The following is a 15,214-nucleotide window of genomic DNA, read 5'->3' as shown; positions in this document are numbered from 1 at the left end:
GGTGCAGACCGCCAGTACGACGGCGCTTCTCCGGGTCATGAACGAACGGGCGGTGTTCGCCGCGGTGTTCCGGCTCGGCCGGGCGTCCCGCCCCGAGTTGGCGCAGCTGACCGGGCTGTCGAAGCCCACGGTGGCGGTGGCGCTCACCAACCTGGAGAGCGCGGGCCTGCTCCGCCAGACCGGTTCGCGCGCGGGCTCCGCCGGTCGCTCGGCGCTGCTCTACGAGGTGCGGCCCGAGGCCGGGTACGTGCTCGCGGTCGACATCGGACGCGCCTACGTGCGGACGGCGCTGGCCGACCTCGTCGGTGACGTCGTCGCCCGCGTGGACGACCCCGCGTGCGGGCCCGGCGCCGACGACCTCGTCGCCCAGCTCACCCGGCTCGCCGACGAGCTCACCGCCACCGCGGGCATCACCCGCGCCGACGTCACGCTGGCCGTGTTCGGCACCCCCGGCATCCACGACGAGGCCAACGGTTCGCTGCACCTGGCGCCCAACCTGCCGGGCTGGGAGGAGCGCGACAGCCTGGACCGGCTCGCCGCCGTCGCCGGCCCGGCGTACACGGTGGAGAACGACGTCGACCTCGCGGCCATCGGCGAGGCCACCTACGGCCTGGGCCGCGACGTACCGCACTTCGTCTACCTGCACATCGGCACCGGCCTGGGGATGGGCATCGTGATCGACGGCAAGCTCTACCGCGGTTTCCGCGGTGCCGCCGGCGAGATCGGTTACCTGCCGATCGGCGAGGGCGACCCGCTGCTGCACCGGCCCGGGGTCCGCGGCCGGGGCATGTTCGAATCGGTGGCGTCGGCGGCGGGCCTGCTCGCGACCGCCCAGCGGTTCGGCCTGACCGGCGCGCGGAGCGCGAAGGACGTCCTGGACGCGGCCCGCGCCGGGGACGGGCCGGCGCGTCGCGCGGTCGAGCAGGAGGTCGAGCACCTCAGCCGGGCCGTGGCCGGGGTGGCCGCGGTGCTCGACCCGGAACTCGTGGTGCTGGGCGGCGGGGTGGGCAGCCACGCCGGTGACCTGCTGACCGCTCCGCTGCTCGACCGGCTCGGCCACCTGGTCGCGCTCGAACCGCCCCGGATCGAGGTGTCCACCCTCGGTGGCGACGCCGTCCTGCTCGGGGCGCTCGCGTCCGGCCTCGCCGCGGCCCGCGACCTCGTCCTCGACCGCGCGGCCACCGCCTGATCAGCCCGCGGCGTCGAGGTGGTCCGCCCAGATCTCGGCCGGGATGCCGTCGCCGGTGACGCGCTCCCCGGTGCGGGCGTCCCGCATCGGAAAGTCGTCGCCGCTGCTGCCCACCCACACCGCGACCGCGCGCTCGGGGGTGAAGCCGCACATCCAGGCGTTGGTGTTGCCGTCGGAGGTGCCGGGCCGCGCCGCGGCGTGGGCGGCCAGCACGTCGGTGGCCTCGGCCGGCAGCACCCGGTAGCCGGGTGACGGCGGCCGCTCCCAGACGACGGTGCCGTCGGACGCGGTGACCCGCTGGACGAAGTAGGGCTCCCGGGCGTGGCCGTCGTCGGCGAAGGTCGCGTAGCCCGACGCCTGGTCGAGGGGCGAGATCGTCGGGAGGTCGGTCCCGGGCACCGGGGAACCGCCGAGCTTCGCCGCGAGGACGTAGGGCCAGTACGTCTCCGCGGCCAGCCGGGGCGTGTCGGCCAGGTCCAGGTACCCGTACCCGGCCTCGCCGCCGTAGTACGCGGTGACCCGGCCGGTCGAGGGCTCGACGGCGACCAGCGCGGCGGTCAGGCGGGTGTCCTGGCCGCGCAGGCGGGTCGCCACCGCCCGGGCGGCCCGCCGCTGCTCGGCCCGGTCGATCGTCGTCGTGATCGTGTAGCCGCCGGTGTAGAGCTGCTGCTCGGTGAGGACACCGGCGAGTTCCCGCTCGATCCGGCCGCCCAGCACGCCGCGCCAGCCGGACCGCAGCGCCGCCCGGGCGGAGGCGGACGCCCGGCGCTCGACGGTGGCCGGGAACCGCCGGGTCCCGGGGGACAGGTACCCGTTCTCGACCATCCGGTCGATCAGGTACCGCCAGCGGCCGCGCGCGCTGTCCGGTCGGATCCGGGGGTCGAAGTTCGTCGGGTCCTTGATCACCGCGGCCAGTACCGCGCCCTGCGCGGCGGTGAGCTCGTCGACGTCGAGCCCGAAGTAGGCCTGGGCGGCGGCCTGGATCCCGAAGGCGCCGCGGCCGAAGTAGATCGTGTTGAGGTACCCCTCCAGGATCTCCGTCTTCGACGCGGTGCGCGCGAGCTTGCCCGCCAGCACCAGCTCCTTGGCCTTGCGCGCGTAGCTGCGCTCGCGGGTCAGGTCGAGTGCGTTGCGGACGTACTGCTGGGTGATCGTCGAGCCGCCGCCGCTGCCCGCGTCCCGGCGCACCAGCCCGAGCACCGCGCGGCCGATCCCGGAGAGCGACACCCCGTCGTGGTCGTCCCAGAAGCCCGCGTCCTCGGCGGTGACAACCGCGTCCTGCACGGAACGCGGCACCCGGGCCAGCGGCACGCGCTGCCGGTTCTCGGTGGCGAACAGGGCCAGCGGGTGCCGTCCGTCGGCGAAGACCGCGGTGCTGGTCTGGGGCTGGTCCGGGAACGGCGGCAGCTCGACGGCGGAGAACCCGGCCACCGCCAGCACCAGGGCTCCGATCAGGACACCCCCGGCGATCCGCACCGCCCAGCGGATGATCACCGGCGCCCGGCCCGGACCCGGTGGGCGCCGACGAGCACCGCGAGCACGACCAGGCCCCCCAGGGCGAGCCGTCCGAACGGAACGCCGCCGCCCCGTACGGTGTCCTCGATCCAGCCGCTCAGGTTGTCGGTGCGCGCCCCGATGTCCGCGCCGGGGTGCGGGCACGACGGCCCGGTGCTGACGACCCCGACCAGCACCGCCACCCCGTCCGGCCGCTCCCGGAAGTACGGTCCGCCGGAGTCGTGCTCGCAGGCGCTGGTGTCGGGGCCGGGCACCCGGCCGGAGATCTCCAGCACGCTGTCGCCGACCCGGTCGACGGCGAACTGCCCGGTCTGCAGCCGGGTCGCCGGTGCGTAGGCGCCGTCCCGGATCGTCAGCCCGTACCCGGCGAGGCGCACCGTCTCGCCGACCGTGGGCGGCGCGGTGCCGACCACCAGCGGCGTTCCGCCGGGGACGTCGGCGTCGAGCCGGGCCAGGGCCACGTCGGCGTCGCCGGCCTGGCGCACGTCGACGACCTCGCGCTCCCAGCCCTCCGTGCCGCCCAGGTCGGACCGGCCGACGACCGCGGTGGTGCGGTCGGCCACCGTCCGGCTCACCCGCCGCCCGCCGACGTCGCGGAAACAGTGACCGGCCGTGATCACCCACTCCGGCGCGATCAGCGCGCCGGAGCAGGAGCTGTCGCGGGTGCCGTGCTCCGCGGTGGGCAGGCCGGACATCACCAGCAGGACCGCGAACGGATAGGCGCCGTCGGTGCCGTTGGCGATCGCGGCGGCCGGTCGGACACCCACCGGAGCGACGGCCGCGGCCGCGGTCAGCACGGTGACGGCGAGGAACCGGAGGAACATGGGATCGATGGTGGAATTCCGGGCGTCCGACGACGTTAAGCGACGCCTTGACGGATCTTTTATGAACGCTGTGTCAGCCTGCAGGGGTGCGGATACTCGTGGCCGAGGACGAGCGGGTGCTGGCCGACACGGTCGCCGAAGGCCTGCGCCGGCTCTCGATGGCCGTCGACGTGACCTACGACGGCGACACCGCGCTGGAGCGGCTCGCGGTCAACCGCTACGACGTCGCGGTGCTCGACCGGGACCTGCCCGGCAGCACCGGCGACGAGGTCTGCCGCTGGATCGTCGCGCACGGCACCGGCACCCGGGTGCTGCTGCTGACGGCCGCCGCGGGCATCCGGGAGCGCGTCGAGGGACTGGGCCTCGGCGCCGACGACTACCTCACCAAACCGTTCGCGTTCGCCGAGCTCGTCGCCCGGCTGCAGGCGCTGTCCCGCCGTTCGGCCCCGGCGCTGCCGCCGGTGCTGGAACGCGACGGCATCGTGCTCGACGTCGCCAGGCACGCCGCCTCCCGCGACGGCCTGCCGCTCGCGCTCTCCCCGAAGGAGTACGCCGTCCTGCACGTGCTGATGCGCGCGGACGGGCGCGTCGTGAGCACCGAGGACCTGCTGGAACAGGCGTGGGACGAGCACACCGACCCGTTCACCAACACGGTGCGCACCACGGTTATGACCCTGCGCCGCAAGCTCGGTGAACCCTCGCCGATCCGGACCGTGCCGCGCGTCGGCTACCGGCTCGGGACGTGACGCCGGCGCGGAGGATCCTCGTGCTCTGCGGGGCGATCTTCGTCGCCTCGCAGTTCGCGCCGTGGATCGCCGAGCAGCTCGTCTGGCTGTGGCGGGAGTTCGTCCCGTCCTGGTGCCCCCCGGACGAGTTCAACGGCTCGTACGTGTGCACGCAGGTCAACCGGCGGCCCACCATCCCCACCGTGATCGCGCTGGTGTTGATCCTCGCCGTGATCCTGGCCGGGTGCGTCGTCGCGGTGCGGTGGTGCCTGCGGCCGGTACGGGACCTCGTTCCGATGATCGCGAACGTCGGGCCGCAGAACCTCGGTTACCGTCTCCGTCCCGGCCCCGGCCGCGACGAACTGTCGGTGCTCGGCCGCGCGATCGACGACATGACCGACCGCATCGCGGTGGGCTACGACGCGCAGCGCCGCTTCGCCGCCGACGCGTCCCACGAGCTGCGCACGCCGCTCGCGGTCCAGCGCACGCTGATCGAGGTCGGCCTGTCCGGCGCGCCCACCGGGGAGCAGCTCGCGTTGCTCACCCGGCAGCTACTGGCCACCAACGAACGCAACGAGCGTCTGATCGAAGGCCTGCTCGTGCTCAGCGAGAGCGACCGCGGCCTGCTCTCACGCACCCCGCTGCGGCTCGACACGATCACCGCCGAGGTGCTCGACGCCCACCGCGCCCGCGCGGCCGGGGCCGGGATCACGATCACCAGCACCCTGCGTCCCCGGGTGGTGATGGGGGAGCAGGTGCTGCTCGAACGCCTGATCACCAACCTGGTGCAGAACGCCGTCAAGTACAACCGCGACCAGGGCACGGTCGACGTCGAGGTCGGCGACGACCCGGCGCTGGTCATCACGAACACCGGCGACGACGTGCCGCCCGACGCGGTGCCCGCGCTGTTCGAGCCGTTCCGCCGGCTGGCCGGCACCCGGATCGACCACAGCGGCGGCGTCGGGCTGGGGCTCGCGATCGCCCGCTCGATCACCCGCGCCCACGACGGCGTCATCACGGCGTCCTCCACCGGCCACGACGGCCTGCGGGTGACGGTGTCGTTCCCGGCCGCGGCCAGCGGGCCCTAGCCTCCGGCCAGGTGGCGCGGTCAGCGGGCCCTGGCCTCCGGCCAGGTGCGGAACTCCAGTGGATCCGCGACGAGCTCCGCCGACTCGGCCACGGCCCGGCACCGCTTCGCCGCCACCCCGATGCTCGCCGCGGTCTTCGGCCGGTCGTCGCAGCCGAACCCGAACTGCACGGTGGGCTGCCGCACGCGGACCCCGGCGAAGTCGCCGTCCCGGGTGGTCTGCCCGGGCCGGTCGGCGACCACGGTGTTCGGCTCGAAGTCCAGCGTCATCGTGTTCGCGGACGCTCCGGTGCTGATGATCGCGCCGGTGGTGGTGTCCTCGAAGTACCAGTGGAACGACCGCAGCTCGTCGCGGCGCCAGTAGGTGCCGGCCTGGGAGGTGCGGTACGTGTCCGGCACGTCGAGCGTGTACGGCATGCGCAGCGGCGTACTCGTCATGCGGGGTCGAGGTGGCGATGCGCACCGCGACGTCCAGCGCGTCCGGCCGGTCGGGGAGCAGGACACCCGCGCGGGCACCCGGGGACCACTCCCAGCGCAGCTCGTGGCGCGTGGTGTGCCCTCCGTCGTAGGTCGCGCTGTACCAGCGGCTGGGGACGCCGTCGACCGACGGCCCGGGCACCGACGTGGCGCCCGGCAGCGCGAACTCGTCGTCCAGGGCGAAGGACCGGCCGCGGGCCGCCATCCGCACCCAGTACTCGGGCTGGCCGTCCGTGCGGGTGGCCAGGTACGACGCCTCGGTCAGCCGGACGTCCTCGGTGACGTAGGTCAGGCCGGACGGCATCCACCCGACCCGGATCGCCTGGCGGAGCGGGTCGAACTCGGTGGGCGCGTCGGTGAGCGGGGGCCCGTAGGTCAGCTCCGGGCCCGCCGGCCGGACCGGGGCGTCCCGGTCGGCGACCGCGATCACGGCCCGTGATCACCAGGACGGCCACCGCGGCGGCCGTGGCCGCCGACCGCCGGTGCCGGCGACGCTTGCGCTCCGCGCGGCGGACCACCTTGCCCAGATCCACCCCGGCCGGCGGGGGAGCGTCGTCACTGATCTGCCGGAAGAGGAGCCGGGTCGTCGTCTCGTGTGCTCGAAGAGTGCTTCGAGCGCGGCGACGTGCCGGCGGTACGCGGCTTGCCGCTCGGCGTCAGGCTCACGCAGGTTCTTCACCCGGCGGCGGCCGGTGGGCTGGGAGATGCCGACGTAACCGGCGTCCTGCACCACCTTGAGGTGCGTGCTCAGGTACCCGGCGAGCTGCTCAGCGGGCGTTGTTCTCCGTGACGGAAAGTGAACTGGGGTGCGATCGGGGAGCGGATCCGCCGGACGGCTCACCCGCCGCGGACCGCCCCCGATGCGCACGGCATGACTTCACATCTCTCCATCACCGGCTTATCCGGCGCGACCGTCGAGAACTCGCCGACCGTGCTCGGCTGGCAGCTCGCCCAGCGCATCCAGCTCACCGTCAAACAGGTCGCCAAGCAGAAGCCCGCGGCCTCGGTGGACGAGCTCGCCCGCGAGCTCGACGTCCGCCTGCGCCGGTTCGGCGTCGTGATGACCCAGAAGGAGCTGCACGAACACGCCGCCTCGATCAGTGCGACTCCCGGCTGACCTCCGAACCGCTGGAGCCGAGCAGGAAGTCCAGGTCGGCGCCGGTGTCGGCGCCGAGGACGTGGTCGACGTAGAGCCGCTCCCAGCCCCGGCGCGGTGCGGCGAAGCCGTCGGTGTTCGGGGCGCGGTCGCTCAGGTCGGCCTCGACGTCGATCCGGCGCCCGGGGACGTCGAGAACGATCCAGTCGCCGGTGCGCACGCGCGCGAGCGGGCCACCGGCGGCCGCCTCCGGCGCCACGTGCAGGACGACGGTTCCGTAGGCGGTGCCGCTCATCCGCCCGTCGCAGATCCGCACCATGTCGCGGACACCCTGCTCGAGCAGCTTGCGGGGCAGCGGCATGTTCGCGACCTCGGGCATGCCGGGGTAGCCCTTGGGGCCGCAGCCACGCAGCACCAGCACCGAGGAAGCGTCGACGTCGAGGTCGGGGTCGTCGATGCGGGCGTGGAAGTCCTCGATCGAGTCGAACACGACCGCCCGGCCGCGGTGGCGCAGCAGTTCCGGCGACGCCGCGGCCGGTTTGATCAGCGCGCCCGACGGTGCCAGCGAGCCGCGCAGCACGGCGATGCCACCCTCGGCGACCAGCGGCGCGCTCCGCGGCCGGATCACCTCGGCGTCCCAGATCGGCGCCTCGTCCAGGTAGTCCACCAGCGGCTTGCCGGTCACCGTCAGCCCGGCCGGATCGAGCAGGTCACGCACCTCGCGCAGCACCGCGAGCAGGCCGCCGGCGCGGTGGAAGTCGTCCATCAGGAACCGGCCGGCGGGCAGCAGGTCGACGAGCACCGGCACCCGGGAGCCGATCCGGTCGAAGTCGTCGAGCGTCAGCTCGATGCCGAGGCGGCCGGCGATCGCGAGCAGGTGCACGACCGCGTTGGTGGACCCGCCGATCGCCGCGAGCGCCACGATCGCGTTGTGGAAGTTGGCTTCGGTGAGGAACGTCGAGGGTCGCCGGTCGGCGGCGACGAGCTCGACGGCGGCGCGGCCGGTGCCGTGGGCGGCTTCGAGCAGGCGGCTGTCCGGGGCCGGGGTGCCGGCCACGCCCGGGATCACCGTGCCGAGGGCTTCGGCGACCAGCGCCATCGTCGACGCGGTGCCCATCGTGTTGCAGTGGCCCCGGGAACGGATCATCGACTTCTCCGAGCGCGTGAAGTCCTCGTTCGAGAGGGTGCCCGCCCGGACCTCCTCGGAGAGCCGCCACACGTCGGTGCCGCACCCGAGCGGGACACCGCGGAACGTGCCGGTGAGCATCGGCCCGCCGGGCATCACCACCGCCGGCAGGTCCACCGACGCGGCCGCCATGAGCAGCGACGGGATCGTCTTGTCGCACCCGCCGAGGAGCACGACGCCGTCGATCGGGTTGGCGCGCAGCATCTCCTCGGTGGACATCGCGGCCATGTTGCGCCAGAGCATCGCGGTCGGCCGCACGTTGGTCTCGCCCAGCGACACCACCGGCAGTTCGCGCGGGATGCCGCCGGCCTCGTAGATGCCGTTGGCGACCGACTTCGCGACCTCGGTCAGGTGCGCGTTGCAGGGCGTGAGGTCCGACGCGGTGTTGGCGATCGCGATCTGCGGCCGGTCGAACGCGTCGTCCGGCGTGCCGCGGCGCATCCAGGCGCGGTGGATGTAGGCGTTGCGGTCCTGCCCGGCATACCAGTGGGCGCTGCGGAGGGTCACGGGCGGCCGCCTTTCCGACGATGAACGCGGTGTCTTATTTTCTACCGATGAAACCGGCCACAGATGAGTCGTACACGTTGGCTGAGGGGCCGATCTGGGACAAACCCCGCCGGCGCCTGCTCTGGGTCGACATTCCGAGCGGCACCCTGTTCGAGGGCGCGCTCGACGGTGACCGGATCCGGGTGACCCGCACGCACACGTTCGACGGCACGCTCGGCGCGGTCGTACCGGCCGAGGACGGTTCGCTGCTCGTCGCCGCGCAGGAGGAACTGATCGTGCTGCGGCCCGACGGCACCCGCGAGATCGGGCCCCGGCTGGTGGTCCCCGGCGAGGGGCGGCGCCTCAACGACGGCGCCGTCGACCCGGCCGGGCGCTTCCTCGTCGGCACGATGCTCATCGACGGCGAGTCCGAGCACGAGCGGCTGCTCCGGGTGGAGTACGACGGGCTGGTCACCGTGCTCGACGACGACCTCACGCTCTCCAACGGGCTCGCCTGGTCGCCCGACGGCCACCGCCTGTACAGCACCGACACGCTCCGCCGCCGGATCTACGTGCGGAACTACGACCCGGCCGACGGCGCGGTCGGCGAGCGCCGCGTGCACCTCGACCTCGGCGACGATTACCCCGACGGCATCACGACCGACGCCGAGGAGCACCTCTGGGTCGCGGTCTGGGGCGCCGGTGAGGTGCGGCGGTACGCGCCCGACGGCACGCTCGTCGACCGTCGTGCGGTGCCGGCGCCGAACGTCTCCAGCGTCGCGTTCGCCGGCGACGACCTGGACCGGTTGGTGATCACCACCGCCACGGTGGCGCTCACCGAGCAGCAGCAGCGCGACCACCCCGAGTCCGGTCACCTGTTCGTGGTGCCGGTCGAGGTGCCCGGCCTGCCCGTCACCCCGTGGGCGCAATGAGAGCTTTCGTCCTCACCGGGCCCGGTCAGGCCGAGGTGCGTGACGTGCCCGCGCCCGTCGCCGGCCCCGGTGAGGTCGTCGTCGACGTCGAGCGGGTCGGCGTCTGCGGCACCGACGTCGAGTTCTTCACCGGCGAGATGGCCTACCTGCACCAGGGCGTCTCGTCGTACCCGATGCGCCTGGGCCACGAGTGGTGCGGGCGGGTCGCCGCGGTCGGCCCCGGCGTCGACCCGGCGTGCATCGGGCGGCGGGTCACCGGCGACACGATGGTCGGGGACGGCACCTGCCGCCGCTGCCGTCGCGGCCACCAGCACGTCTGCGAGAACCTCCGTGAGGTGGGCATCCGGGACGGCCTGCCGGGCGCGCTGGCCGAACAGCTCGCGGTCCCGGTCCGGTCACTGCACCCACTGCCCACCTCGGTCGACGCCGTGCGCGGCGCGCTGGTGGAGCCGGGCGGGAACGCGTGGCGGGCCGCCCGGGCCACCCAGGCCGGGCCGGACGACCGGGTCCTGGTGCTCGGGCCCGGCACGATCGGCCTCCTAGTCGCGGCGTTCCTGCAGGCCGCCGGCGCCGAGGTGCACCTGCTGGGCCGCGACGCCGACTCGCTCGCGTTCGCGGCTGGCCTCGGGTTCGCGGTGTCCGACACCGTGCCCGACGGGCCGTGGGACGCGATCGTCGACGCGTCGAACGCCGCCCACCTGCCCGCGCTCGCGCTGGCGCGGGTCGAGCCGGCCGGCCGGCTGGTGTACATCGGCCTGGCCGGTGCACCGAGCCCGATCGACACCAGGGCGCTCGTGCTCGGCGACGTCACCGCGGTCGGCATCCTGTCGGCGTCCCCGGGCCTCGCGGCCACGATCGACGCGTACGCCGACCGGGTCGTCGACCCGCGCCCGCTGGTCGCGGCCACGGTCGGGCTGGACGACGTCGCGGCGGTGCTGGCCGGTACGCGACCGGCCGGCGCCGGTCCGGGGCCGAAGTTCCACGTCGATCCGCGACGCCGCGGCTGAGACCGGAGCCGCCCACCGGCCGCCGGAGCGGGATAGGCTCTTCGTGTGGATCTGCCGAGATCCCGCCCGATGTGGCTGTGCGTCCTCGGACCGGTACAGGCCTGGGCGGACGGACGCTCGGTCGACGTCGGCCCACCGCAACAACGGGCTGTGCTCGCGCTGTTACTGGCCCGCGCCGGCGAGGAGGTTCCGCTCGCCGAGCTGATCGACGCGCTGTGGCCGGCCGGGCCACCGGCCAGCGCGGCCGGGAGCCTGCACGGCTACGCCAGCCGGTTGCGCCGCGTCCTGGAGCCCGACCGCCCGGTGCGGGCCCCCAGCCGCTGGATCGAGCGGGTGTCGCGCGGCTACCGGCTGGTCGCGGACGCCGACGAGGTGGACCTGCTGTGGTTTCGCCGCCGGGTCGCCCAGGCCCGGGCGTCGGCCGTCGCCGCCGACACGATCGCCGCCTACGTCGACGCGCTGGAGGTGTGGCGCGGTCCGGTGGCGGCCGGCCTGGACGTCGCGGTCCGGTCGCACCCGGTGTTCCGGGCGCTCGAGAGCGAGTACGCCGAGGTGCTGGCCGACGCGGCCGACGCCGCCCTCGACGCCGGCCTCACCCGCGACGTGCTGCCGTTCCTGCAGCGTCAGGCCGCGCTCGAGCCGCTCGACGAGCCGCTCCAGGCCCGCCTGGTGCGCACGCTGGCCGCCGAGGGGCGGCGCGGCCCGGCGCTGGCGCTCTACCGCAGCGTGCGCGACCGGCTCGTCGACGAGCTGGGCATCGAACCGGGGCCGGAGCTGCGCAGCGCCCACGAGGACGTCCTGCACTCCGACGGGGCCGAGCGCGGCACGGTCCCGGCCCAGCTGCCGGCCGCGCTGGCCACGTTCACCGGGCGGGGCGCGGAGCTGGCCGCGATCGACGCCGCCGTCGACACCGCCGTCGCCGTCGCGGTACGGGGCATGGGCGGCGTCGGGAAGACCGCGCTGGCCGTGCGGTGGGCCCACTCGGTCGCCGCGCGCTACCCCGACGGCCAGCTCTACGTCGACCTGCGTGGTTTCGACGAGAACGAGTCGCCGGTGGACCCGGGTGAGGCGCTCCGCGCGTTCCTGGACGCGCTCGGGGTGCCGCCGTCCTCCGTTCCCGACGGCCTCGACGCGCAGGCCTCGCTCTACCGCAGCCTGCTGGCCGGCCGCCGGATGCTGGTGGTACTCGACGACGCCGGGGACGCGCGTCAGGTCGCCCCGCTGCTGCCCGGCGCCTCGGGCTGCACGGCCGTGGTGACCAGCCGGGATCCGCTGGCCGAGCTGGTCGCGGCCGGTGCGGTGGCGTCGGTGGCGCTGGACGCGTTCACCCCCGAGGCGTCCCGCGAGTTCCTGCGCGGCCGGCTCGGCACCACCCGGGTGGCGGCCGAGCCCGAGGCGGCGGACCGGATCGTCGCCCGCAGCGGACGCCTGCCGCTGGCGCTGGCCATCGTCGCGGCCCGGGCGGCGCTGAACTCCACGTTCCCGCTGTCCGCGCTCGCCGACGAGCTGGAGTCCGACGTCGGCCTCGACGCGTTCACGGTGCCGGGTCTGCGCGGCGACCTGCGTGCGGTGTTCACCTCCTCGTACCGGACGCTGCGCCCGGAGACCGCGGCGCTGTTCCGGCGGATGGCCGCGCACCCCGGCCCGGATCTGGGCCTGCCCGCGGCGGTGGCGATGGCCGGCGCGCCGGAACCGGTCGTGCGCCGCGGGCTGCGCGAACTGGTGGCGGCGAACCTGCTCACCGAGCTGCGCCCGGGCCGGTTCGTCTACCACGACCTGCTGCGTGAGTACGCGCTCGAGCTGGGTGGGGCCGAGGACGACGGGTTCGTCGGCGCGCTGGACTACTACCTGCACACCGCGATCGAGACCCGCCAGGTACTGGCGCCCGCGCGTCCGCTGGACCGGCTGATGGACCGGCCGCCGGGGCTGGCCCGGCACGACTTCGCCGACGCCGACGCGGTCGTGGCCTGGTACGAGATCGAGCGCACGGCGCTGCTGGAGATCGTGCGTGCGGCCGAACGCCGCTGCCTCGACGCGTACGTCTGCCAGCTGTCCGCGGCGCTGAGCATGGTGCAGCACATGTCCGGGCGGTGGCGGGACTGGATGGTGCAGGCCGAGCTGGCGCTGCTGTCCGCGGCCCGGCAGCACGACGCCTGGTGGATGGCGCACGCCCACCACCGGCTCTCGATCGGGCTGAGCGAGCTGAGCCGGCCGGCCGAGGCGGTCGACCACAGCCGGGAGGCGGCCCGCCTGTTCGCCGCCGTCGGCGACACCGGGTGGCAGGCCATGGCCCAGGTCGGGGTGGCGGCCGCGCTCTCGCTCGCGGGCCGTCCGGAGGCGGCGCTGGAGGAGGACCGCCGGGCGATCGAGCTGCACCGGGCCATCGGCGACCGGGCGGGCGAGGCCTACTCGGAGAACAACATGGGCTGGCGGCTCTCGCTCAACCCCGAGACGCTCGACGACGCCGCGACGCACTACTGGCGGGCCGCCATGTTGTTCGCCGGCACGGCCGACCGGTTCGGGGAGGCGTCGGTGCTGGCCAACCTCGCGCAGCTGCACCGCCGCCGCGAGGAGTGGACCGCGGCGCTGCGCTGCAACGAACGGGCCCTCGGGCTGTTCGCCCAGATCCACGGCGGGCTGGAAGCCGCGCAGGCGCACCACGAGCACGGCATCTGCTGGTGGAACCTCGGCTCGGCGGAGAACGCGCGCGACTCCTGGAACCGGGCGCTCACGCTGGTGCAGGACGCCGATCAGCCCGCCGCCGAGCAGCTGCGTACCGAGCTCCGCGCGCTGCTCGCCCGGCCCGTGCAGAGCGCGTACAGATTTCCTACACGGGTGCTCTCGTACGCTCCGCGCGTTCTGCTGGCCAGCACCGAGGAGTAGCCGCGTGCCGCGTTCCCGAGTCGCTTCCCGCCCCGACGACGGGCCGCGACCGGACCCGAATCGGATCCCGGTCACCATCCACTGCGACGATCCACTGACCCGCGCCGGTCTGCTCAGCCATCTGCGCGGCGACCCGCTGCTCGAACCGTTCGACGTCAGCGTCGGCACGGTCGGCGGGGTGGCGGTGGTGCTCGCCGGGCGCCTGGACGACCTCGACGTGGCCCGGCTGCGCCGGCTCGCGTTGAACAAGCGGATCGTGCTCGTCGTCGAACGGATGCGTGAGCCGGAGCTGCTGCGGGCGCTGGACAGCGGCGTGACCGCGATCGTCCTGCGGTCCGACGCGACGCCGGAGCGGCTGGCCGCCGCGGTCAGGGCCGCCGCACGCGGTGACCGGGACCTGCCCAGCGACCTGCTCGGCCAGCTCGTGGACGCGGTGAACCGGATGCGCAGGGAGTCCGCCGACGGGCTGCTCCCCGGCTCGCAGCAGCTCACCGACCGGGAGCTCGACGTGCTGCGGCTGCTCGCCGACGGGTGGGAGACGCGGGCGATCGCGGCCAAGCTCGCGTACTCCGAGCGGACGGTGAAGAACGTGCTCGCCGGCCTGAACGCGCGGTTCCGGCTCCGTAACCGCACACACGCGGTTGCTTACGCCTTCCGGGAGGGTTACCTGTAGCGCATGACCACGCTGCGCACCGACGTCCTGTCCGTCACCTATCGCGACGCGGGCCCGGCGGACGGCCCGGCCGTGCTGATCCTGCACGGCTGGCCCGACGCCGCGTCGGCCTGGACGCCGATCGCCGACCACCTGGCCGGGCTGGGGCTGCGCACGATCACGCCGGAGCTGCGTGGACACGGGCAGACCCGGTTCCTCGACCCCGGCACGGTGCGCGACGGACGGGGCGTGGCGCTGGCCGGCGACGCACTGGAGCTGCTCGACGCGCTGGGGGTCGAGCGGTGCGCGGTCGTCGGCCACGACTGGGGCGCGCGGGCCGGGTACACGCTGGCCGCGCTGGCCCCGGAGCGGGTCACCCGCCTGGTCACGCTGTCGCTGGGCTACCAGCCGCACGGCGTGTTCACGATGCCGGACTTCGCGCAGGCCCGGGCGTTCTGGTACCAGTGGCTGATGTTCGTCGACGCCGGCGCGGAGGCGATCCGGCGCGATCCGGCGGGGTTCGCCCGGCTGCAGTGGGAGACCTGGAGCCCGCCCGGCTGGTTCGACGAGGAGACGTTCGCGGCCGCGGCCGAGGCGTTCGCGAACCCGGACTGGGCGGCGATCACGCTCAGCGGGTACCGGTCGCGGTTCGCCGCCGACGAGCCCCGCGACCCCCGCTACGACCCGCTCGCCGCGCGCCTGGCCGAGGTGGGGACGATCGGCGTCGACACGCTCACCGTCCAGGGCGGAGCCGACCACTGCGACCCGCCGTCGCTGCTGGCCGGCCAGGAGAAGCACTTCACCGGCGGCTACCGGCTCGAGGTACTCGACGGCGTCGGCCACTTCCCCCACCGCGAGGCCCCGTCGGCGGTGACGTCGCTGATCGCGGAGTACCTCAGCTGATCCGGTGGCCGGTGGCGGTGGAGAGCGGACCGAGGTCGGGGTCGCCGTACCGGCGGCGCAGGGCGTCGAAACGGGCGACCTTCTCCGGGCCGAAGCGGGCCACGATCGTGCGGTAGGTGTCGGCCGAGACGAAGACCGGTGGGTCGAGCTTGCTGTGGAACTTGTCGGCGTAGAGGACCAGCTCCTCCTCCGGCGTCTCCGGGAGGTAGTCGTCGACCGGCAGCGGCAGCCGCTGGTCGACGACGTCGGCGC

Annotated in this window: 13 protein-coding genes and 1 pseudogene; 9 read left to right on the top strand and 5 right to left on the bottom strand. The window is 74.4% G+C overall.

The window, feature by feature from the left end:
• Position 1: 1 nt before the first annotated feature.
• On the top strand, positions 2 to 1,189 hold the full coding sequence (locus ABD437_RS31840) for an ROK family transcriptional regulator (protein ID WP_344652650.1): 1,188 nt from the start codon (positions 2 to 4) through the stop codon (positions 1,187 to 1,189).
• On the opposite strand, the gene ABD437_RS31835 is transcribed toward ABD437_RS31840, so the two are convergent.
• Positions 1,190 to 2,683: a transglycosylase domain-containing protein gene (locus ABD437_RS31835; RefSeq protein WP_344652649.1), complete on the bottom strand. Its 1,494-nt coding sequence runs from the start codon at positions 2,681 to 2,683 to the stop codon at positions 1,190 to 1,192.
• Positions 2,680 to 3,528 carry a S1 family peptidase gene (locus ABD437_RS31830; protein WP_344652648.1) on the bottom strand — a complete coding sequence of 283 codons (849 nt, stop codon included), beginning with the start codon at positions 3,526 to 3,528 and terminating at the stop codon, positions 2,680 to 2,682. Before ABD437_RS31830 ends, ABD437_RS31835 begins: the two co-directional genes overlap by 4 nt.
• Positions 3,529 to 3,614: 86 nt before the next feature.
• Here ABD437_RS31830 and ABD437_RS31825 point away from each other — a divergent pair, with 86 nt between their 5' ends.
• Positions 3,615 to 4,274, top strand: a complete 660-nt coding sequence (locus tag ABD437_RS31825; protein WP_344652647.1) for a response regulator transcription factor — start codon at positions 3,615 to 3,617, stop codon at positions 4,272 to 4,274.
• The gene (locus ABD437_RS31820; protein WP_344652646.1) at positions 4,271 to 5,341 is read left to right on the top strand and encodes a sensor histidine kinase; all 1,071 of its coding nucleotides are present in this window, start codon (positions 4,271 to 4,273) and stop codon (positions 5,339 to 5,341) included. The genes ABD437_RS31825 and ABD437_RS31820 overlap by 4 nt, the downstream gene beginning before the upstream one ends.
• 20 nt (positions 5,342 to 5,361) lie before the next feature.
• Here ABD437_RS31820 and ABD437_RS31815 read toward each other — a convergent pair whose 3' ends face one another.
• The gene (locus tag ABD437_RS31815) at positions 5,362 to 5,778 is read right to left on the bottom strand and encodes a hypothetical protein (protein WP_344652645.1); all 417 of its coding nucleotides are present in this window, start codon (positions 5,776 to 5,778) and stop codon (positions 5,362 to 5,364) included.
• Positions 5,779 to 6,688: 910 nt separating this feature from the next.
• On the opposite strand from ABD437_RS31815, the gene ABD437_RS31810 reads away from it, so the two are divergent.
• A complete protein-coding gene (locus tag ABD437_RS31810) occupies positions 6,689 to 6,934 on the top strand; it encodes a hypothetical protein (RefSeq protein WP_344652644.1) in 246 nt (81 codons plus the stop codon).
• Here ABD437_RS31810 and ABD437_RS31805 read toward each other — a convergent pair.
• Positions 6,915 to 8,606 carry an IlvD/Edd family dehydratase gene (locus ABD437_RS31805; protein ID WP_344652643.1) on the bottom strand — a complete coding sequence of 564 codons (1,692 nt, stop codon included), beginning with the start codon at positions 8,604 to 8,606 and terminating at the stop codon, positions 6,915 to 6,917. The two genes, ABD437_RS31810 and ABD437_RS31805, sit on opposite strands and share 20 nt — an antisense overlap.
• Positions 8,607 to 8,653: 47 nt before the next feature.
• On the opposite strand from ABD437_RS31805, the gene ABD437_RS31800 reads away from it, so the two are divergent.
• Genes ABD437_RS31800 through ABD437_RS31780 form a run of 5 tightly spaced genes read left to right on the top strand, consistent with a single transcriptional unit; the run spans position 8,654 to position 14,962 of the window.
• On the top strand, positions 8,654 to 9,517 hold the full coding sequence (locus ABD437_RS31800; protein ID WP_344652642.1) for an SMP-30/gluconolactonase/LRE family protein: 864 nt from the start codon (positions 8,654 to 8,656) through the stop codon (positions 9,515 to 9,517).
• The gene (locus ABD437_RS31795; protein WP_344652641.1) at positions 9,514 to 10,524 is read left to right on the top strand and encodes a zinc-dependent alcohol dehydrogenase; all 1,011 of its coding nucleotides are present in this window, start codon (positions 9,514 to 9,516) and stop codon (positions 10,522 to 10,524) included. Before ABD437_RS31800 ends, ABD437_RS31795 begins: the two co-directional genes overlap by 4 nt.
• 45 nt (positions 10,525 to 10,569) lie before the next feature.
• Positions 10,570 to 13,407: an AfsR/SARP family transcriptional regulator gene (locus tag ABD437_RS31790; RefSeq protein ID WP_344652640.1), complete on the top strand. Its 2,838-nt coding sequence runs from the start codon at positions 10,570 to 10,572 to the stop codon at positions 13,405 to 13,407.
• 4 nt (positions 13,408 to 13,411) lie between these two features.
• On the top strand, positions 13,412 to 14,080 hold the full coding sequence (locus ABD437_RS31785) for a helix-turn-helix transcriptional regulator (protein ID WP_344652639.1): 669 nt from the start codon (positions 13,412 to 13,414) through the stop codon (positions 14,078 to 14,080).
• Positions 14,081 to 14,083: 3 nt separating this feature from the next.
• Complete coding sequence (locus ABD437_RS31780; protein WP_344652638.1) at positions 14,084 to 14,962, top strand: alpha/beta fold hydrolase; 879 nt, start codon at positions 14,084 to 14,086, stop codon at positions 14,960 to 14,962.
• Here the strand turns inward: ABD437_RS31780 and ABD437_RS31775 are convergent.
• Positions 14,955 to 15,214, bottom strand: a pseudogene (locus tag ABD437_RS31775) (phosphohydrolase); the annotation flags it as partial. The gene ABD437_RS31780 and the pseudogene ABD437_RS31775 overlap by 8 nt on opposite strands.

Origin of the sequence: Cryptosporangium japonicum (assembly GCF_039524755.1) — a bacterium.
Taxonomy (GTDB): Bacteria; Actinomycetota; Actinomycetes; order Mycobacteriales; family Cryptosporangiaceae; genus Cryptosporangium; species Cryptosporangium japonicum.
This window is presented reverse-complemented; position numbering and strand designations above follow the sequence as displayed.

Excerpts from the sequence above, each read along its gene's own strand:
- ABD437_RS31810 (WP_344652644.1), top strand. The coding sequence starts at position 6,689 with ATGACTTCACATCTCTCCATCACCGGCTTATCCGGCGCGACCGTCGAG.
- ABD437_RS31795 (WP_344652641.1), top strand. The coding sequence starts at position 9,514 with ATGAGAGCTTTCGTCCTCACCGGGCCCGGTCAGGCCGAGGTGCGTGAC.
- ABD437_RS31830 (WP_344652648.1), bottom strand. The coding sequence starts at position 3,528 with ATGTTCCTCCGGTTCCTCGCCGTCACCGTGCTGACCGCGGCCGCGGCC.
- ABD437_RS31780 (WP_344652638.1), top strand. The coding sequence starts at position 14,084 with ATGACCACGCTGCGCACCGACGTCCTGTCCGTCACCTATCGCGACGCG.
- ABD437_RS31800 (WP_344652642.1), top strand. The coding sequence starts at position 8,654 with ATGAAACCGGCCACAGATGAGTCGTACACGTTGGCTGAGGGGCCGATC.
- ABD437_RS31815 (WP_344652645.1), bottom strand. The coding sequence starts at position 5,778 with ATGACGAGTACGCCGCTGCGCATGCCGTACACGCTCGACGTGCCGGAC.